Source organism: Nonomuraea roseoviolacea subsp. carminata, from assembly GCF_024172185.1.
GTDB lineage: Bacteria > Actinomycetota > Actinomycetes > Streptosporangiales > Streptosporangiaceae > Nonomuraea > Nonomuraea roseoviolacea.
In genome coordinates, this window is the sequence record NZ_JAMZEC010000001.1 from 2,422,751 (window position 1) to 2,441,044 (window position 18,294).

Below are 18,294 nucleotides of genomic sequence, written 5' to 3' on the forward strand. Positions count from 1 at the left end.
GTCCGGGGCAGCGAGGCGTCCGCGGGATGAACCCATCGCCGCGCCCGCCGCGCCTCACCCTCCGTGCCTCACCCTCCGCGCCTCACCCCGCCGAGCGCGCCGGGGAGCGCCGGTCACCGCCCGGCACGGCCGGCTCGGGCAGCGTACGGAACAGCAGCCAGGCCAGGAACGGCAGCACGACCAGCGGCGCCAGGGCCGTGCGCAGGGAGGTGGCGTCGGCGAGCGCGCCGATGACCGGGCTGGCGAGCCCGCCGACGCTGACCGTCAGGCCGAGGGTGATCCCGCTGGCCGTGCCGACACGCGTGGGCAGGTAGTCCTGGGCCAGCGTGACCTGGAGCGAGAACGGGATGTAGAGGCCGGCGGAGGTCAGCGCCACGAACAGGTAGACCGCCGGCCCCGGCACGAACACGGTGCCCGCGACCGCCGCCACGGTGACCAGGTACGCCCACCGCACGACGGTGACCCGGTCCCAGCGCTCAGCGAGCCGGCCGCCCAGCACGGTGCCCACGGCTCCGCCCGCGTACAGCACGAACAGCGCGACCGTGCCCGCCGCCGTCCCGCTGCCGCCCACTTGTTCCGGCACGTACGACGAGATGAACGCGCTCAGCCCGACGAACACGATCGACCGGCAGACCACGGCCAGCGACAGCCGCGCGAACGCCCTCCTGTCGTCGCCCCCCTCGGACAGTCCGCGGCCCGCGCCGCCGCCCGCCGGCCGCCCCAGGGCGCGCAGGACGGGCAGGCACAGCACGGCGCCCGCCAGGGCGGGCACCACGAGCAGCGGCGTGAGCCGCAGCCCGCCGCCGGAGACGACGGCCGCGACCATGAGCGGCGCGCACGCGAAGCCGATGTTGCCGCCGAGCGAGAACCAGCCCATCGCGCTGTGGCTGCCCCCGCTGGCGATCCGGGCCACCCGGGCGGACTCGGGATGGTAGGCCGCGACCCCGATCCCGGACACGGCCACGAACGCCAGCGTCAGCGCGTACGAGCCGCTCAGCCCGCTCAGCGCGACGCCCACCCCGCCGAGGACCGTGCTCACGGGCAGCAGCCACGGCATGGCCCACCGGTCGGTGAGCAGGCCGAACACCGGCTGCGCCACCGAGGACAGCAGCGACGCGGCGAGCACGATCCCCGAGACGACGGCGTAGGTGTAGGCGCGCTCGGCCACGAAGAACGGCACGAGCGCCGCCACGGCCCCCTGGTAGACGTCCACGCAGGCATGCCCGACCGAGAGCAGCACGATCGCCCTGTTCTTCTCTCCCACCCCGCCATGCTCGCCCGGAGGCGGGGTGTCGTACTTCCGATAACCTGCCATGTGATGACGAACATCCGCCACCAGCCGACCGCGCCCACCCACGCCCGGTGGCTGGCGCCGGGGGCGGCCATCGACGCGCACCGCCACGACGACCACCAGATCGTCTACGCCGCGCGCGGGGTGCTGGCCATCACGACCGACGCGGGCACGTGGATCGCCCCGGCGACCCGCGCCATCTGGGTGCCCGCCGGGACCGTGCACGCGCACCGCGCCCACGGCGAGCTCGAACTCCACTTCGTCGGCCTGCCACCGGGCGACAACCCGCTCGGCCTCGGCGCGCCGACGGTGCTGACCGTCGGCCCGCTGCTGCGCGAGCTGATCCTCGCCTACACCCGCGCCCCGGACGACGACAGCCCTGAGCGCGGACGCCTGCGCGCGGTCCTGCTCGACCAGTTGCGGGCCTCGCCCCAGCAGCCCGTGCACCTGCCCGCCCCGACCGCGCCGCGGCTGAAGGCGCTGTGCGACATCCTGCGCGCCGACCCGGCCGACGACCGCACGCTCGCCGCCCTGGGCAAGCAGGTGGGGGCGAGCGACCGCACCCTGTCCCGGCTGTTCAGGAGCGACCTGGGCATGACGTTCCCGCAGTGGCGCACCCAGTTGCGGCTCTACCACGCCCTGGTCCTGCTGGCCGAGAACACCCCGGTGACGACCGTGGCGCACCGGTGCGGCTGGTCGTCGGCGAGCGCGTTCATCGACGTCTTCCGCCGCGCCTTCGGCCACACCCCCGGTGCTCACCTGCCCTGACGGGCCCGGTCCAGGAGGATGAACGGCACGGCCAGCACGGCGAGGCCGGCCCCGATCAGGCAGACCGAGGTGAGGGACGCCCCCTGCGTGAGGGAGACGGCCGCCACCACGGGGGTGATGCTGATGCCGAGCTGGAACGCCGACACGGTGGTGGCGCCGGCCAGGGTCGGCGCGTCGGCCGCGATGGCGAAGACACGTCCGTAGAGGGCGGGGTTGAGCACGAACGCGGCGACGCCGAGCAGGAAGACCGCGGGCACCACCGCCCAGACCTGCCCCATCACGACGGCCAGCACGACCGACAGGACCGCGATCGCCGGCGCGCCGGTGAGCAGCGCGAGGTGGGGCCGCCGGTCGGAGACGCGGCCCCCGATCGACAGGCCGGCGAAGGCGCCGACCCCGAAGAGCGCGAGGATCGCCGGGATCCACACCTCCGGGACCGCGGTGATGCCGGCCAGCATGGCCGCCAGGTAGTTGAACGTGATCATGTACGCGGCGGTGGTCAGGATCGTGATCGCGTAGATGCCCCAGAGGAGCGGCCGCCGCATCGTGGCGAGTTCCCGCGCGACACTCGGCCGGGCGGTCCGGTCGGCGCCCACGGGGGTGGCGGGGAGCCCGGCCAGGCAGCCGACGATCCCGGCGGCCGTCAGCGCCACGACGCCCCAGAACCCGCCGCGCCACTCGGTGAAGTGGCTGAGCAGCGTGCCCGCGGGACCGCCGGCGACCATCGCCACACTGAGCCCGCTGACGACGACCCCGGAGGCGCGGGCGTTCCGGTCCGGCGTCACCAGGCTGATCGCGGTCACCGACGCGACGGCGAAGAAGCCCGCGTAGGCGATGCCCGACACCACCCGCGTCAGCAGCAGGATCTCGTAGCCGCCGAGCAGCCCGGCCACGATGGCGGCGGCGAAGACGCCCTGGGTCACCACCAGGGCGGTGCGGTGCGGCCACCGCAGGCTGAGCACGGCGAACGGCGGCCCGCCGACCACGACGCCCAGCGCGAACGCGGTGATCAGGAACCCGGCCGAGGACAGCGTGACGTCCAGATCGACGGCCACCGCCGGCAGGACGCCGGCCAGCAGGAACTCCGCGGTCCCCATCGCGAACAGGCTGAACCCGAGCAGGTACACGCCGGCGGGCAACCGGTCGGCCGACGCGCTCCGGGACGTCGGCGCGGTGGTGGTCCCGGCCATCAGATCACGCTCCCGGCGCCGAGCCCGCCGGCCTGGACCGCGGCGGACAGCTCACGGTCGAGCAGCCAGGCCGCCATGTTGACGGCCGCGACCGAGCCGGCGCCCGCGGCGCTGACCACCTGCGCCCGGGGGTTGACCACGTTGCCCGCCGCCCAGAGCCCGGGGATGTCCGTGGCGCCGTGCGGATCGACGGCGACGAGCCCGCTGGCCGGGTCCTTGCCCGCGCCGAGCGCGGTCAGGATCGCGTCATGGGGGACGGGGCGGGGCGCCACGAAGACGGCCTCGCACGCGACCGTCCGGCCGTCGTCGAGCTCGATCACCGTCTCTCCCCCGCCTTCACCGTCACCGGTCCCGCTCACGCCCGGGGCGCCTTCCCTCGTCGCGATCCGGGTGACGCGCCCGTCGACCAGGCGCACCCCGTACGCGGTGAGCCGCCGCCGCTCGTCGGCGCCGACCTCGGCGCCGTTGACGCAGAACGTCACCAAGGAGCTGTAGCGGCGCATCAGCGCGGCCAGATGCACCGACACCGCCGCCCCGCCGATCACGGCGACGGCGCGCCCCCGCACCTCGTAGCCGTGGCAGTGCGGGCAGTGGTGCACCTCGGTCGCCCACCGCTCCGCCAGCCCGGGTATGCCGGGCAGTTCGTCCGTCAGCCCGGTCGCGACCAGCACCGACCGGGCGCGCAGGACGCGGTCGTCGCCCAGCGACGGCGCGTCGGCGCCATCCGGGACGCGGTCGTCGCCGAGCCGCAGCTCGAACGTGCCGTCCGGGCCGCGCCGCGCGCCGCTCACCGATGCCCTCATGAGCGTCCCGCCGTACCGGGCGAACTCGTCCTGCCCGGTGGCGACGAACTCCTTCGGCGCCATGCCGTCCCGCGTCAGGTAGCCGTGCATGTGCTCGGCGGGCCCGTTGCGGGGCTCACCCCCGTCGACGACCAGGGTCGTGAACTGTGCTCGCGCGAGCACGACCCCGGCCGTCAGGCCGGCGGCCCCACCGCCGACGATGATCGCGTCCCGCATCGGATCCGTTGTCGTGTCCACTCGGATCACCTCCACCCGGAGGATCGCGAGGATTGACCGGAATCGACAAAGTTCGTTGCTGTTTCCGGGACACATTGGTTGACTGCGTCCCATGGACGCCATGGACGAGCGCCAGCCCAGCGTCGGCGCCGTGATCGAGCAGATCGCCCCCCGGCTGCGGCGCGCCCGCGAGAAGAAGGGCGTCAGCCTGGCCGAGCTCGCGCGCGCCACCGGCATCTCGACCAGCACGCTGTCGCGGCTGGAGTCGGCGCAGCGCAAGCCGAGCCTCGAACTGCTGCTGCCGATCACCGCGGCCCTGGGCATCCCGTTCGACGAGATCGTCGCCGCGCCCCGGATCGTCGACCCGCGCGTGCCGCAGGAGCCCACCAGCAAGGACGGCCGGGTGCTGATCCCGCTGTCGCGCCAGCAGGGCGAGCCGCGCGCGTACAAGATGATCATCCCGGCGCACGACGAGGAGCCCCACCTGCGCACCCACGCGGGCCACGAGTGGCTCTACGTGCTGCGCGGGCGGCTGCGCGTCAAGCTGGGCGAGCACGACTTCGTCATGGGAGCCGGGGAGGCGGCCGAGTTCGACTGCCAGATCCCGCACTGGTTCGGCGCCGCCGGACGCGGCAGCGTCGAGGTGCTCAGCCTCTTCGGCAAGCAGGGCGAGCGCATCCACCTGCGCACGCAGCAGCGCTGACCGTCGCACCCGTCGGCACCGGCGGCCTCACCGCCAGGTTCGCCCTCACCGCCGCCGGCTCACCTCCGGCCGGTGACCGGGCCGGGATCACCGGAGCGGCGCGGCTCGCCCGGGATCGTGCCATCGGGCCAGGCGATGTCGTCGACCGCCAGGAACGGCTCGCCGGCCACCGCCGCCGGGGTCGTCCCGGTGAACGCCACGACGTCCCGATGCAGGTGCGACTGGTCGGCGTACCCGGCGTCGGCGGCGACCCTGGCCGGGCCCTCACCCGCGACCAGGCGGTGGACGGCGTGGTCGAAGCGGACCAGCTTCGCCGCGCGCTTGGGCGCCAGGCCGAGCTGCGATCCGAACCGGGACCACAGGCGCTTGCGGCTCCAGCCGACCTCGGCCGCCAGTACGTCGACCCGGAGCAGGCCGCGGCTGCCGACGATCCGGCGCCAGACCCAGGCCACCTCGGGGTCCACCGGCGGCCCCGACCCGTGCCGGCGGGCGAGCAGCGCGTCCGTCAACGCGAAGCGCTCCTGCCACGACCGGACGCTCCCCAGCCGCTCACGGATGCGCGACGCCTCCCGGCCCCACAGGTCGTCGAGGGCCACCACGGCGCCGTCCAGCTCGGCCGGGGAGACGCCCAGGACCGCGCGGGCGATCACCGGGGACAGGCGCACCTGCACGCACTCGACGTCCTCGCCGCGCGCCCAGAGCCCGCCTCCGGACCCGATCCCGGGCCCCGCGACGACGCTCCCCCGCTGCTGCCCGGCGGCATGGTCCATGACGGGCGAGCCGGCGCCGAACTCCAGCACCAGCGTGACGGCCGGGTGCGGGACCATCCGCAGCGCGGCGAGGTCACGTACGCCGAACCCGGCCATGGTGACACCGGCCACCCGGCTGGGCCGCTCGGGGCACGCGACATCCCACACGCCTTCACCATGGACGAACGTCCGCACGCTCCCATGCTACGAGCCGGCCGAGGGGGACATTCGTCCAATCCACCGGCCCGTACCGGCGGCGACAGTGGCCTCATGACCATCACGACCCTCCCCTTGGGCGACGGCGACCTGCACGTCCGCCAGGACGGCCCCCGCGACGCCCCCGCGCTCCTGCTCATCCACGGGACCGCCTCCTCGTCCGTCTCATGGAACGGGCTGGTCCCGCTGCTGACGGAGTCGCATCGCGTGATCCGGGTCGACCTGCCCGGGCACGGCCGGTCGGCCGAACCGGCCGGCGGCGACTACCGGGTCCCGCACCAGGCACGCCGCGTCGGCGAGGCCCTGGACCGGCTCGGCGTCGGGCACGCCGTGGCCGTCGGCCACTCCAGCGGCGGCCTGACCGCGACCGCCCTCGCCGAGCAGCGCCCCGACCTGGTGACCGCGCTCGCGCTCGTCAACACCGGCCCCGGCATGGACGCCTTCATCGCCCAGGAGACCGCCGCGATCGACCCGTCGCGGTGGCCGCCGTCCGACGAGCAGCTCCGCATGCTGGCGAGCACCGGTTTCGGCCGCGCCGACTACGAGATCCCCCAGGAGTTCATGGACGTTCTGCGCCACCTGAGCCTCGGCACGTTCGCCGCGACGACGCGGGCGGCCCAGGACTACCTGGAGCAGCGGAGGCTCCCGGACCGGCTGAAGGTCCTCGGCAAGCCGCTGCTGGTGATCTTCGGCGAGGACGACCGGAGATGGCGCTCCTCGTCGGCCGCCGGCTACCTCGCCGTACCCGGCGCGACCGTCGAGATGCTGCCCGGTGTGGGACACACGCCCATCGTGGAGGACCCGCCGCGCACCGCCGCCCTCCTCCTGGCCTTCACCGCGCTCCACTCCTGACGGGACCGCGCCGGCTACGCGCCCGCCTGGGGCTCCTGCGGGCCGAGGTCACCCTCAAGGGTGGTCCGGACGATCGGAGGGCGGTCCCAGAGTGCGAGGAGCTCGTCGGCGACGGCCACGATCGGCAGGGGGTGCCGGCCGCCGCGCACCTCGATGGCGGCAGCGGACAGACTCCGCGGGACGGCTCCCGCGTCGAGGAGGACCCGCCAGTCCTCCGGCCCGAGCTCCAGGAACTCCAGTCCGGTCAGCTTGGCGATCTCCAGCGGGTCGGCGAGCGTGCCCGGGTGTGCGGTGAGGGTCCGCAGGCGGGGCAGCCCGGCCACGGGCGCGAGACTGACGGGCTCACCGTCCAGGACGCCGACGCGCAGGACCTCCAGCTCCGGGTGAGCGGCGGCCTGGATGCTCGGCACGTCCCGGGCGTTGACGTCGGCCACGGCCGGTGTCTCGTCGATGCGACGGCGGGAACGCCGGCGCCTGCGCCGGTTCACCACCAGGTCGGTGAGGGAGTCGGCGAGCAGGACGGCGCCGATGTTCTGTTCGTGGTCGATCATGATGAGCTGCCCCACGTGCCCGCGCGGGCCCGGGGTGAGGTCGACCGCGATCCGGTCGCCGCCGCCGTTGTCGCCGAAGGCGATCCAGCCGGGCGAGCCGACCAGCCCCTGCACCGCCGCGTCGGGCGGGGTGACGACCGCCGCCGTCGCCGCGAACCGCCATGGGCAGGGCCGGGACGGCGCGTCGGCGACGTACAGGGCGTCCAGGGGGAACAGCTCGCAGCCGAGGGCCTCGTAGGCGCGCTCCGCCGCCGAGTGGTCGCCGCCCCAGTCCTGCCGTCGCCCTCGCGTCACCCGGTAGAGCACCTTGAGCTCGTCGGGCAACGTGACGCCGAGGCGCGCCTCCGTGGCGGCGATCTCCGCCTCGGTCGCGCCGACGGCGCCGGGGATCCGCTCGCGGAGCGTCCGCTCCAGAGCCGCCGTGTCCACCGACGGGGCCGGCACCGCCCCTGGGACCGGATCGGGACCGCGCCGCCAAGGCTCGGGGACGGAACCCTCGACCAGGATGAGAGAACCCGGGTACGGCCCCATGCCGAGCTCGACGGCGGGGCCGGCGTCGAGCAGGTGGAGCGCGGCTCGTCCGGTCGGCCGGATCTCCGCCACGAAGGAGATGCCGTCGGCGCCGGCGTCCGCGAGCGCGCCGCGTACCCGCTCCATCGCGTCGACCTCGTCCTGCATGTCCTCGACCTGGAGGGCCTGGCCGGGACGCGGGCGCCGCGGCGGAAGCGGCACGCTCCACCCGCCGAGGCCGATCCGCCCGGCCACGTGGCCGCCCGGGGCGGCGAGGCTCTCGGCGTTGCCCGCGCGCAGCAGCCGCAGGAGCGGCTGCCACGTCGCGAAATCATGGATCGAGGGCAACGGTGGCCTCCAGCCGTTCGGGTGATCGTGGTGGAGGCGATTATCACGGATATCGCACCATAGGGGCGTCACGCCCTGGGGGCCGGGGAGCGCGCGTGCCGTCACGCCGAGGCGGCGTCCCTCTTCAGCGGGCGCGGGTCGTCGGTGGGAGGTGGCGTCGGTCGGTCGGCGGGCGGGCGTGGGGTGCGAAGCACGAGGGCGGCGACCGCGATCGCGGCCAGGACGAAGCCCGCCCCGACCTGGAAGGCGAGCCGGTAACCGCCGGTCAGCGCGCCGGCCTGGGTGACGCCGCCGGCGAGCAGGGTGCCCGTGCGTGAGGCGGCCAGCGTGCTCAGGATCGCCAGGCCCAGCGAGCTGCCCACCTGCTGCATGGTGTTGAACATGCCCGAGGCCAGGCCCGCGTCGCTCGGTGCGGCGCCTGACATGGCCAGGCCGGCCAGGGACGGCATGGCCAGCCCGAACCCGACGCCGAGCGGGAACGTCGCGGGCAGGATGTCCGTCACGTAGGTCCCGTCCACGGAGATCCTGCCAAGGATGCCCAGGCCGAGCGCGATCAACGCGAGCGCGACGAGCAGGACGACGCGCGCGCCGAACCGGGCGATGAGGCGGGGGGCGAACAGGAGCGACATCAGGCCGATGAGCAGTGAGACCGGAACGACGCCCAGCCCGGTCTGCACCTCGCTCAGGCCGAGGACCTTCCGCATGTAGAGCACGGCGAGGAACTGGAAGCCGAACATGCCGCAGATCATGAGGGTGTGCGTGCCCAGCGCCCCCGGGACGTCGCGACCCTTGAACATCCGGGGTGGAAGGAGCGGATCGGCCGCTTTCGCCTGCCGCACGACGAAGGCGATCAGCAGCTCCACGGCGCCGATGCCGCATCCCAGCGTGTGGACGGAGTTCCAGCCGTGGCCGGAGACTCCCACGATGGTGTAGACGGCGAGCAGGAGCGCCGCGGTGGCCAGCGCCGCACCTGGCACGTCCAGGCCCGCGCCGAGGCCGGTGCCGCGCTCGGCCCGCAGGACGCGGACCGCCAATGCCAGTGCCGCGACGCCGATGGGCACGTTGACGATGAAGATCCAGTGCCAGCCGGCGGTCTGCGTCAACACCCCGCCCAGGAGCAGGCCGAGGGTGCCGCCCGCGGACTGGACGAAGCTGTAGACACCGAGCGCCCCCGCTCGGGCGCGCGGGTCGGCGTACATGGTCACGACCATGGCGAGGGTGACCGACGAGGCCACCGCTCCGCCCGTCCCCTGCAGGAAGCGGGCGGCCAGCAACATCGCCGGGCTTTCCGCCAGGCCGCACAGCAGAGACGCCCCGGTGAAGACGCCCAGCCCCGTGATGAACAGGCGCTTGCGGCCCAGGAGGTCTCCCATACGGCCGCAGAGCAGCAGGAGGCCACCGAACGGGATCAGGTAGGCGTTGACCACCCAGCCGAGCCCTGACGCCGAGAAGCCCAGGCTCTGCTGGATGGCCGGCAGTGCCACGTTCACGATCGTCCCGTCCAGGATCACCATGAGCTGACCGGCGCAGATGCCGGCCAAGGCCGGCCATCGTGGCGTCCGGCCGACGGGCGGCGAAACCGTTTGAGCAGACATGCAAACCTCTCCACAGGTGCGCTTTTGTGCCAAGGGACATCTTCTGTAACCATGGCCTGAGGTGGAAGGAGGCACTTTTTTGAGCCGCAGTAACACTCCTGTGACGGGCGCGGAGGAGAACCCGGCATGCCCGGTGAGCGAGGTCCTCGATCGTGTGGCGGGCAAGTGGGCGATCGGCATCCTGATCGCCGCCGCGAAGGGCCCGGTGCGCTTCAGCGAACTCGAGCGCGGCGTGACGGGCATCAGCCGGCGGATGCTCACGTTGAACCTGCGCAAGCTCGAACGTGAGGGTCTGCTTGTGCGGACGGTGTATCCGACGGTTCCGCCGAAGGTCGAATACACCTGCACGGACATGGCGCTGGAGCTGTGCGAAACGCTCCTGGGGCTGGTCGACTGGGCCAAGCGGCACGGCGCCGACATCGCCCAGGCCCACGCCGCCTACGACGCGGCGCAGGAGGCCCGGCCGTCGGTCACCGCTGCTCTATGACACACGCGGGGTCCGGCAGGCGCATCGAGGCGAGCCTGGCGGGGTCGGCCACGATCGCGATGGCGGCGATCCGGTCGTCCGCGACCGTGAAGGAGATGATCGAGAGCGGGGTGCCGTCCTCGCGCCACGAGACGTACCCGGGAAGGCCGTTGACGAGCACCGCGCGATGGCGGGCGACGGCGCCGGAGAGCATCTTCGCGCCGGTGGCCACCGCGGTGGCGCCGAGGGTGACGACCGTCCCGCCCGGGGTGTCGACGGACAGCCGCACGTCCGGGTCGAGAACGCGCAGCAGCGCCTCGAAATCCCCGCCCGCGGCGGCCGCGCGGAAGGCTCTGATGACGCGTCGTTGTTCCGGCCCGACAGTCGTCGGCCGCTCGGTTCCCCGTACCTTCCTGCGGGCGCGGCTGGCGATCATCTTGGTGGCGTCGGCGGACTTGCCGAGGATCTGGCCGATCTCGGCGAACGGCACCCCGAACAGGTCGTGCAGCACGAACGCCAGCCGCTCGCCGGGCCCGAGCGAGTCGAGGACGACGAGCAGCGCCAGCCCCACCGAGTCGGCGAGCGCCACGGTCTCCTCGGGTTCGGCGCCGTGGTCGATCGTGATCACCAGCTCGGACAACCCGTCCCCGTAGGACGCCTCGCGGCGCGACCGCAGGACGTCCAGGCTGATCCGGCCGACCACCGTGGTCAGCCAGCCCGCCAGGTTCCCGATGGTCGTCGCGTCCTGGCGGGCGAGCCGCATCCAGGCCTCCTGGACGACGTCCTCGGCGTCGGCGTGCGACCCGAGCACGCGGTAGGCGACCGCGCTCAGCCGGTCGCGCTGGGCCTCGAACGCCTCGGCCAGCAGGTCCGTCCGGTTGGGGTCAGTCATGGTGCGGTCTTCCTCGGGTGGGCTTGCTCATGGGTCATGACGGGCCGGCTCGTCGCGCGGCCCACGGCCGGTCAGCCGTCGGCACGGTTCCGGCGGCGCTGCTGGCGGAGCGAGATCTGGTTGCCGTCCGGATCCACCGCCTCGATGCGGACGCCGAACGGGTAGTCCTCCGGTTCGGGCCGATCGAAGGTCACGCCTCGCTGCCGGAACACCTCGACATCCTTCCTCAGGTCGTCCGACTCGAGGATGACCGGCCCGGCCGCGACACGCGGCCGCCTCTCGACCGGCTGGTCCGCCTCGGGTGCGTGCGGCCAGAGGAGGATCTCGACCGGGCCGCCGGGGACGCCCACGGTGAGGAAGCGCCCTTCCGGGCCGGGGTAGTCGATGCGCTTCTCCAGGCCGAGCCCTTCGGTGTAGAACTTCAGCGCGCGGTCCTGGTCGGTGACGTTGATCGTCACGTACATGATGTTCGTCAGCATCCTGGTCTCCAGTCTCGTTGTCGGATCGACGACCTTGGGCGTACGCGGCCGTCGCCCCTATGACGGAGGCGGACATCGGAAGGTAACGAAGGCACCGAACCTTTCGGCACGTCACCGGAGTCGGTAACGGTCGAGAGGAGTCTTCTTGGACCGCAATGACAGCTTCCGCGAGTTCGTCGCCGGCCATCAGCAGACGCTGATGCGCACCGCGTACCTGCTCACGGGAGACGCCCACCAGGCCGAGGACCTGCTGCAGAGCGTCCTGCTCAAGGTGCTCGGACGCTGGTCGAGGCTGTCGCGCGTCGAACGCCCCGAGGCGTACGCGCGCAAGGCGCTGCTGAATCAGTACATCTCGTGGCGGGGGCGGCGGGTCAGGAGCGAGCTCCCGACCGCGGAGCCGCCCGACCGGCCGTACTCGAGCGAGGACTCCACCATCGTGCGGCTCGTCATGCGCCGGGCTCTCATGCGGCTGCCGCCCCGGCAGCGGGCGGTGATCGTCCTGCGCTACTACGAGGACCGGACCGAACGTGAGACTGCCGAGCTGCTGAGCTGCTCGATCGGCACGGTGAAGAGCCAGGCCCACTACGCGCTGGCCCGTTTACGCGAACTCGCGCCCGAACTGGCGCCGAAGCTCGCCGACATGGAGATCGAGGAGGCCTACCGATGACCTGGCTGCGGAACGTGCTCGTCGACCTGGCCGACGACTCTCCACAGGTGGACCTGGCCGAACGCACCATCGCGACACATGACCGCAGGCGGCGTACCACGCTCTCCCTCCTCGCGGCGGGCATGGTCGTGGTCATCGCCTCTGGCTTGACGGCCGCCGTCCGGTTGCTGCCGGACAGACCGCAGGAGGCCGCCGCCCAAGGCGACGACCTGCCGGCCCGCGGGGTGGAGCCGCTGAGCCACGCGTACAAGACCTTCTGCAAGCCGGACAAGGGGAAGGCGCCGAAGGGCTGCCGGGACGGAGGCTGGCGGGTGGTCACGCGGAGCGGGAAGGCCTACGACGTCACCGAGGCGCTGCCCAGCCTCAGCTCCGGGCGTGGCGGAGTACGGGACAGCCCGCTGGCGATCAGCCGCGACGGCCGGAAGATCGCCTACTACAGCGCCAAGGAAGGCACCTTCCAGGTCCGCGACCTGGCCTCGGGCCAGACGACGACGGCGGCCGACAAGGTGCCGGAGGGCCGGCTGGGCAGCATCTCGCGCCTGATGCTGTCGGACGACGGCCGGTTCGTGGCCTTCAGCAAGGTCCCGGACTTCAAGGACCCCGCGCTGCTCATCGACATGCGCGACAGGGTCGTCCGCCGGCTGCCGAACCGCTGGGTCCCCATCGGCCTGTCCCAGGACGGCGCCACGATCACGCTCGCGGAATACTCACCCCACTCGCAACTGCGGACGATCTCGAACCTGTGGCCGCCGTCCTCGGCGGGCAAGTCCACATCGGTCATCCTGCCGAAGGACTACCGCTTCAGCCCGCTCGCTCCCGACGGGAAGACCGTCGCGGTGATCGAGAACCTCAGCGCCGCCGAGAAGCCATGCCGCCATGGGGACCTCGCCCTCATGGACACGCTCACCGGCAAACGGCGGAAGGCGACGGCTCTCAGCGGCCTGGCCCCGGACGTCTCCACCATCTCACTGCGTACCTGGATCGACGCCGAGGAGGTCACGGCTCTCACCATGTCGGTGCGGTGCAGGCCGGCGTCCCAGGTGCCGGACGACGAGCCCCCGGTGATCGACCCGCCCTATCAGAGCATGACCGCCTACGCGGTGAACGTCAGGACCGGCAGGGCCAGGAAGATCGCCACGTACAGAGCTCGGAACTTCTTCGAGATCGTCCTACCTGGGCCCCCCGGGGCGCCGTGACCTCAGGCGCCGCAGCCTGGTCTATGCCGTTGCCACTGAGCTCCTTGCGACCGTCCAAGCCGCCTCGATCATGCGGAAGATCTCGTCCACAGCGGTTCGCGGGTCGTCCGATTCGCGGGCGACCGAGAAGGCGTCCACCACGAAGCGCGCGATCGCGCCGCAGGTCGGCGTGGTCTGCGGCAGGTCCAGGTCAGCGGCGATGGCCGTCGCCAGCGACCGGGCGTGGCGCTGTCTCATCGACTCCTCGTACTGCCGCAGCGCCGGTGATTCCTCGATCATGCGCCACAGCGGGGCGGCGCCGTCAGCCGTGCAGTGCCGCACCATGGCGTGGATCTCGCGGCGCAGGGCGGGGATGAGCGCCTCGTGCGGCTCGCGGTCGGTGACCGCCCGCACGAGGCGCTGCTCGAAGTCCTCGTCCTGCTCGAAGACCAGGGCCTCCTTCGAGCTGAAGTGGGAGAAGATCGTGGTCACGGCCACGTCGGCCGCGGCGGCCACCTCGCGGATGCCCACCGCGTCGTAGCCGCGCTCGGCGAACAGGAGCCGGGCGGCGTCGGCGATCTTCTGGCGGGTTGCGGCCTTCTTGCGCTCGCGGCGTCCAGGCTGCTCGATCACGCGCCAACCCTATCAGGTCCGAAAACCTAACCGTTTCAAAACCCTAACCGTTAGTGCTACGGTCGGCGGCATGAGGAAAGTGAACTTCACCGAGTTCGGCGGTCCGGACGTCCTGCACGTCATCGAGACCGAGGAACCCCACGCCGGCCCCGGCCAGGTACGCATAGCGGTGCGGGCAGCGGGCGTGAACCCCGTCGACTGGAGGATCCGTGAAGGCCAGATCCTGAAGGCCCATCCGATCCGGCTGCCCGCCGGAGTCGGACTGGACGCCTCAGGAGTGATCGACGAGATCGGGGAGGGTGTCGAAGGGTTCGACATCGGCGACCGCGTGTTCGGTGAAGGCGCCGACACCTACGCCGAGTACGCCGTGCTCTCGGCCTGGGCTCGGATGCCCGACGGCCTGTCCTTCGCAGAGGCGGCCGGCTATCCCTCCGTGGTCGAGACCGCGCTGCGCATCATCGGCCAGGTCGGCGTCCAGCCCGGGCAGACGCTCCTCGTCAGTGGCGCCTCCGGCGGGGTGGGGTCCGCGGTGCTGCAGATCGCCCGCGACCGTGGCATCACGGTGATCGGCACGGCTGGGGCGGCGAACCAGGACTATCTACGCAGCCTCGGTGCCCTCGCCACGACATACGGCCCCGGCTGGGTCGACAGAGTGCGGCGGCTCGGTCCCGTCGACGCGGCCCTCGACCTCGCCGGCTCGGGCGTGATTCCCGAACTCCTGGAGCTGACCGGGGACCCGCGGAAGGTCGTCTCCATCGCCGACCTCGGCGCGCCGCAGTTCGGCGTCCGGTTCTCCGGCGAGGCCGGAAGCGTGCCGGAAGCACTCGCGGAGGCCACCGCGCTCATCGCGCGGGGGAAGCTCCACATCCCGGTCGACAAGACGTACACGCTGGACGAAGCCGCGAAGGCACACATCGACAGCCGCGCCGGCCACACACGCGGCCGCCGCGTCATCCTCGTCTAGCGCCGCCTTATGCGGCGTTGGGCCTGGTGGCGCTCCGACGGAGGCGGACGTTGTCCACATACCGGTTCCGCTCCGGCGGCGTGACCATCACACCGGCAAGGCGAACGCTGCCGCATGTCCGTCCGCGCCGGCAGGCCATCGACTGCCTCGCCGAGGTTGGGCCCACGCTGGGGCGGCCACTCGTCGACACTCTGGAGCACAGCAACCTGAGGAACCTGAAGGAGCTGCGGCGGGCTCACGCAAGCGATCAGAGATCCGAATGCTCTTCGTCTTCGACCCCGACCGAGCAGCGATCTTCTTGGTCGCGGGCGATATAGCGGGACCATGGTCCCGATGGTACGACGAGGCAATACCGCTCGCCGAAGCCCGCTACGCCGATTACCGGGCCCAGCAAGACAAGGAGGCCGATCGATGAGTACCGCCCGCCGGTGGCAGGACGTCAAAGCCGAGGCACACCGCCGTCACCCCGAGTTGGCAGACCCTGAACGTCAGGCCACGGCCCGCGCCGAACTGGAGGCATACGTCGCCGGCCACCACCTCAAGGAACTCCGCAAGTCCATCGGAAAGACCCAGGCCGAGATCGCCCAGATCCTGGGTGTGTCCCAATCCCGGATCTCGCAGATCGAGAACGGCAACATCGAGGCTATGGAGCTGGAGACCCTCCGCGCCTACGCTGCCGCGCTCGGCGGACAGCTGGACATCACCATCAGCGTCGGCCCCCACTCGGTGAAGGTGGCATAGCTCTCTTTGTCGCGTCTATGGAGACAACCACGGTCACTCGCAGCGGGCCTCACTCCCAGGTCGCAACCCAACGAATGGAATCTCTGCAAGTCCCCGCCACGTTCACGGCATCGACGCTGTCCGTCTGGCGACCTGCTTCGACAGTAGGCGATTCGGCATACGGACAGCGCTTTTCGTGCTTCAAGCAGGTGCGCGAGCGTCCGCATGACCGCGTGTGAAACGGCCAGCACGGAAGGAGGAACCAGTGTCATACCCGCAACTGCTCACCCCCGAGGAGAAGCTCGCCGACGCGAAGAAGCAGCTGGACCTCCCGCATATCGTCGTGATCTGCGGCTCCACCCGTTTCATGACCGAGATGACCGAGGCCGATCTGCGGGAGACCGCAGCCGGAAAGATCGTCGTCAAGCCGGGGTGCGACCTGAAGTCGCCGCACGAACTTTGGTGCGATCCTGTCGAGGTCGAGGCGCTGAAGGTTCGACTCGACGATCTGCACCGGGCGAAGATCCGGCTCGCTGATGAGGTGCTCGTAGTCGGCGACTACATCGGAGACAGCACCCGAGCCGAAATCGCCTACGCCCGGTCGCTGGGCAAGCCCGTGCGGTTCACGCACCCCGAAGTCGACCCCGACGCCTGACCGACCGCCCAGGCCGCATCGGGGCCCGCCGCCGCATCACTCGAAGCGATGCCGTCCGGCTGCCCACCATTCGGCTCCACCGAAGCGGCCGACTCCGGCGATCAGATGTCGCCTGGAGCCCGATTCGCCTACGACCTTGCCTCTCGCCGATCTGCTCCGGAGTTGGGGCGGTAAACCCGCGGCGAGGCGGTCGCAGAACGGATCGCGGGAGACGCTCGGGAAGCATCGTCGAGGATGGCTTCATGACCCACGTGATCGAAGCTCCCCGTGCTGACGACGCCGCGTCTCTGGGGCCGCTTCAGTTGAGGGCCTGGTTGCAGACGTATCCCTGCGAGGACGTGGGGATCGACGAGAACTGGATCCGTGAGCACCGTGGCTCTTCTGCCACAGAGGAGGGAATCGCCCAGTGGCGGGAGTTCATCGAGGCGACGAGACAGCAGCCGGATCTGCTGTTCTGCCGCGTCGTCCGCTCCGGGACGGAGATCGTCGGCTTCCTCTGCGGCCGAGCCGCATAGTCTGCACGGCTGTGGACAGGGAACGCAGCGCTCGGCAGCTTCGAATGATCGGCGAGACGGTGGAACTGGCGAAGGCCCTCAGCGTGGAGGTCTGGCTCCGCGGGGGGTGGGCCATGGACTTCTTCATCGGTGAGGTCACGCGCGACCATGTGGACATCGACTGGTTCACCTGGGCGGAGGACGCCTCCGCGCTGACCGACGGCCTGCTGCGTTCCAGCTATGAACCCCTGTCCGGGCCGCCCGCCGACCAACAACTCGATTTCCGCAAGCAAGGCGTGGAGAGCAGCTTCGCCCTCCTGGACAAGGACCGGTTCGGGCGCGTTGTGGTCGCCGGCGGCCCTTGGGCCGGGGAGGTATGGCCGGAGGGCATGCTCGATGCCCCTGAGGGCCGTATCGGGGCGCTGCGGTGCCGGGTCATCAATCCGCACGCCCAGATCGAGATCAAGCAGATGATGCCGGTGTGGGTTCCAGGCCGGCCTCGCCGCACGAAGGACGCCGAGGACATCACCCGGTTGAAGGCGGCCCTGCGAGAGGACACCCACCGGGCATGAGGACGTGAACCCGCAGGGTCGATGACGATGAGGCCCGGCGACTGCCTGAGGATCATTCGCCGCTGCTCCGGCCCGATGGCCGCAGGTTCACGAGACACTGCCGCTGCGCCAAGGGCAGGGACCGGGTGCGGGGCGGGGCCCCGCTCGGAGCGTGGGCCATGCCTTCGGGAGTGGCGGGTCACTCCTAGCGCTATGACGGTCAGAGCAGACGAATGCCGTCGTGGCTACGGATGGCCGGTACCTGGACATGGTGCATGGCATCAAGGACCCGGACGGCGAATGCCTCGGACGCGAGTTCCCGAACCTCTTTCTCAGTGACCCAACGAAAGGCGCGGGTCTCGTCGGTTTCGGTGAGCCGGCCGCCGATGACCTTGCAGCGGAAGACCAGGGCGACGACACCGCGCGTCATGTTCTTGTAGACACCGGTCAGGCCGACGGGTTCGACATCCAGGCCGGTTTCTTCATGGATCTCGCGAAGGAGGCCCGTGGTGATCTCCTCGCCACGCTCCAGGATGCCGCCAGGGGCTTCCCAGTGGCCGTTGTCGCGGCGTTGCGTGAGGAGTGCGCGGCCCTGGTCGTCAATGATCACGCCTGCCACGCTGACCGAGTGCTGCGCGCTGTGATGATCCATCGGACGCCCTCCGGACTGCTGATCGCTACTGAGGGGTGGTCGTGGCCGACCTGCCCTTGCCCGATCTGGACCCGACCAGCGACCGGGCCGTCTTCAGACAGACCCGGTGTCATCTCCCGGTACGGTACGCTCTCGCGGCCCACCGCCGGCGACG

The 18,294-nt window shown here is 71.7% G+C and carries 21 protein-coding genes; 11 read left to right on the forward strand and 10 right to left on the reverse strand.

The window, feature by feature from the left end; genetic code table 11:
- Positions 1–82: 82 nt before the first annotated feature.
- Complete coding sequence (locus HD595_RS10865; RefSeq protein WP_253768133.1) at positions 83–1,264, reverse strand: MFS transporter; 1,182 nt, start codon at positions 1,262–1,264, stop codon at positions 83–85.
- A 54-nt stretch (positions 1,265–1,318) separates the two neighbouring features.
- Between HD595_RS10865 and HD595_RS10870 the strand changes: the two genes are divergently transcribed.
- On the forward strand, positions 1,319–2,059 hold the full coding sequence (locus HD595_RS10870; protein WP_253768135.1) for an AraC family transcriptional regulator: 741 nt from the start codon (positions 1,319–1,321) through the stop codon (positions 2,057–2,059).
- Here HD595_RS10870 and HD595_RS10875 read toward each other — a convergent pair.
- Positions 2,047–3,249, reverse strand: coding sequence for an MFS transporter (locus tag HD595_RS10875; RefSeq protein ID WP_253768138.1), 1,203 nt, complete (start codon positions 3,247–3,249; stop codon positions 2,047–2,049). The two genes, HD595_RS10870 and HD595_RS10875, sit on opposite strands and share 13 nt — an antisense overlap.
- Entirely contained in the window at positions 3,249–4,289 is a 1,041-nt protein-coding gene (locus tag HD595_RS10880) for an NAD(P)/FAD-dependent oxidoreductase (RefSeq protein WP_253768142.1), read from the reverse strand. The genes HD595_RS10875 and HD595_RS10880 overlap by 1 nt, the downstream gene beginning before the upstream one ends.
- Before the next feature lie 91 nt (positions 4,290–4,380).
- Between HD595_RS10880 and HD595_RS10885 the strand changes: the two genes are divergently transcribed.
- The gene (locus HD595_RS10885) at positions 4,381–4,971 is read left to right on the forward strand and encodes a helix-turn-helix domain-containing protein (RefSeq protein WP_253768144.1); all 591 of its coding nucleotides are present in this window, start codon (positions 4,381–4,383) and stop codon (positions 4,969–4,971) included.
- A 59-nt stretch (positions 4,972–5,030) separates the two neighbouring features.
- Here HD595_RS10885 and HD595_RS10890 read toward each other — a convergent pair whose 3' ends face one another.
- Entirely contained in the window at positions 5,031–5,915 is an 885-nt protein-coding gene (locus tag HD595_RS10890; RefSeq protein WP_253768146.1) for a helix-turn-helix domain-containing protein, read from the reverse strand.
- 75 nt (positions 5,916–5,990) lie between these two features.
- Between HD595_RS10890 and HD595_RS10895 the strand changes: the two genes are divergently transcribed.
- Positions 5,991–6,788: an alpha/beta fold hydrolase gene (locus HD595_RS10895; protein ID WP_253768148.1), complete on the forward strand. Its 798-nt coding sequence runs from the start codon at positions 5,991–5,993 to the stop codon at positions 6,786–6,788.
- A gap of 14 nt (positions 6,789–6,802) precedes the next feature.
- On the opposite strand, the gene HD595_RS10900 is transcribed toward HD595_RS10895, so the two are convergent.
- Complete coding sequence (locus HD595_RS10900) at positions 6,803–8,197, reverse strand: SMI1/KNR4 family protein (RefSeq protein WP_253768150.1); 1,395 nt, start codon at positions 8,195–8,197, stop codon at positions 6,803–6,805.
- Positions 8,198–8,298: 101 nt separating this feature from the next.
- Positions 8,299–9,738 carry an MFS transporter gene (locus HD595_RS10905; RefSeq protein WP_253768152.1) on the reverse strand — a complete coding sequence of 480 codons (1,440 nt, stop codon included), beginning with the start codon at positions 9,736–9,738 and terminating at the stop codon, positions 8,299–8,301.
- Between the two features lie 133 nt (positions 9,739–9,871).
- On the opposite strand from HD595_RS10905, the gene HD595_RS10910 reads away from it, so the two are divergent.
- Entirely contained in the window at positions 9,872–10,279 is a 408-nt protein-coding gene (locus HD595_RS10910; RefSeq protein WP_253768154.1) for a winged helix-turn-helix transcriptional regulator, read from the forward strand.
- On the opposite strand, the gene HD595_RS10915 is transcribed toward HD595_RS10910, so the two are convergent.
- Together HD595_RS10915 and HD595_RS10920 are read right to left on the reverse strand one after the other, a co-directional pair.
- Positions 10,263–11,150 carry a sigma-70 family RNA polymerase sigma factor gene (locus tag HD595_RS10915; protein ID WP_253768156.1) on the reverse strand — a complete coding sequence of 296 codons (888 nt, stop codon included), beginning with the start codon at positions 11,148–11,150 and terminating at the stop codon, positions 10,263–10,265. The two genes, HD595_RS10910 and HD595_RS10915, sit on opposite strands and share 17 nt — an antisense overlap.
- 71 nt (positions 11,151–11,221) lie before the next feature.
- Complete coding sequence (locus HD595_RS10920; RefSeq protein WP_253768158.1) at positions 11,222–11,629, reverse strand: VOC family protein; 408 nt, start codon at positions 11,627–11,629, stop codon at positions 11,222–11,224.
- 145 nt (positions 11,630–11,774) lie between these two features.
- On the opposite strand from HD595_RS10920, the gene HD595_RS10925 reads away from it, so the two are divergent.
- Positions 11,775–12,296, forward strand: coding sequence for a SigE family RNA polymerase sigma factor (locus tag HD595_RS10925; protein ID WP_253768160.1), 522 nt, complete (start codon positions 11,775–11,777; stop codon positions 12,294–12,296).
- Positions 12,293–13,492, forward strand: a complete 1,200-nt coding sequence (locus HD595_RS10930) for a hypothetical protein (RefSeq protein ID WP_253768162.1) — start codon at positions 12,293–12,295, stop codon at positions 13,490–13,492. Before HD595_RS10925 ends, HD595_RS10930 begins: the two co-directional genes overlap by 4 nt.
- A gap of 21 nt (positions 13,493–13,513) precedes the next feature.
- Here HD595_RS10930 and HD595_RS10935 read toward each other — a convergent pair whose 3' ends face one another.
- The gene (locus tag HD595_RS10935; RefSeq protein ID WP_253768164.1) at positions 13,514–14,104 is read right to left on the reverse strand and encodes a TetR/AcrR family transcriptional regulator; all 591 of its coding nucleotides are present in this window, start codon (positions 14,102–14,104) and stop codon (positions 13,514–13,516) included.
- A 70-nt stretch (positions 14,105–14,174) separates the two neighbouring features.
- Between HD595_RS10935 and HD595_RS10940 the strand changes: the two genes are divergently transcribed.
- From HD595_RS10940 to HD595_RS10965, 5 genes are all read left to right on the forward strand, one after another.
- A complete protein-coding gene (locus HD595_RS10940; protein WP_253768166.1) occupies positions 14,175–15,068 on the forward strand; it encodes an NADP-dependent oxidoreductase in 894 nt (297 codons plus the stop codon).
- Between the two features lie 411 nt (positions 15,069–15,479).
- The gene (locus HD595_RS10950) at positions 15,480–15,809 is read left to right on the forward strand and encodes a helix-turn-helix domain-containing protein (RefSeq protein ID WP_253768168.1); all 330 of its coding nucleotides are present in this window, start codon (positions 15,480–15,482) and stop codon (positions 15,807–15,809) included.
- A gap of 244 nt (positions 15,810–16,053) precedes the next feature.
- On the forward strand, positions 16,054–16,443 hold the full coding sequence (locus HD595_RS10955) for a hypothetical protein (protein ID WP_253768169.1): 390 nt from the start codon (positions 16,054–16,056) through the stop codon (positions 16,441–16,443).
- 242 nt (positions 16,444–16,685) lie between these two features.
- Positions 16,686–16,958, forward strand: a complete 273-nt coding sequence (locus HD595_RS10960) for a hypothetical protein (protein WP_253768171.1) — start codon at positions 16,686–16,688, stop codon at positions 16,956–16,958.
- A gap of 11 nt (positions 16,959–16,969) precedes the next feature.
- Positions 16,970–17,509: a nucleotidyltransferase domain-containing protein gene (locus HD595_RS10965; protein WP_253768173.1), complete on the forward strand. Its 540-nt coding sequence runs from the start codon at positions 16,970–16,972 to the stop codon at positions 17,507–17,509.
- Positions 17,510–17,708: 199 nt separating this feature from the next.
- Here HD595_RS10965 and HD595_RS10970 read toward each other — a convergent pair whose 3' ends face one another.
- Positions 17,709–18,140, reverse strand: coding sequence for an NUDIX hydrolase (locus tag HD595_RS10970; RefSeq protein WP_253768175.1), 432 nt, complete (start codon positions 18,138–18,140; stop codon positions 17,709–17,711).
- Between the last annotated feature and the right edge of the window lie 154 nt (positions 18,141–18,294).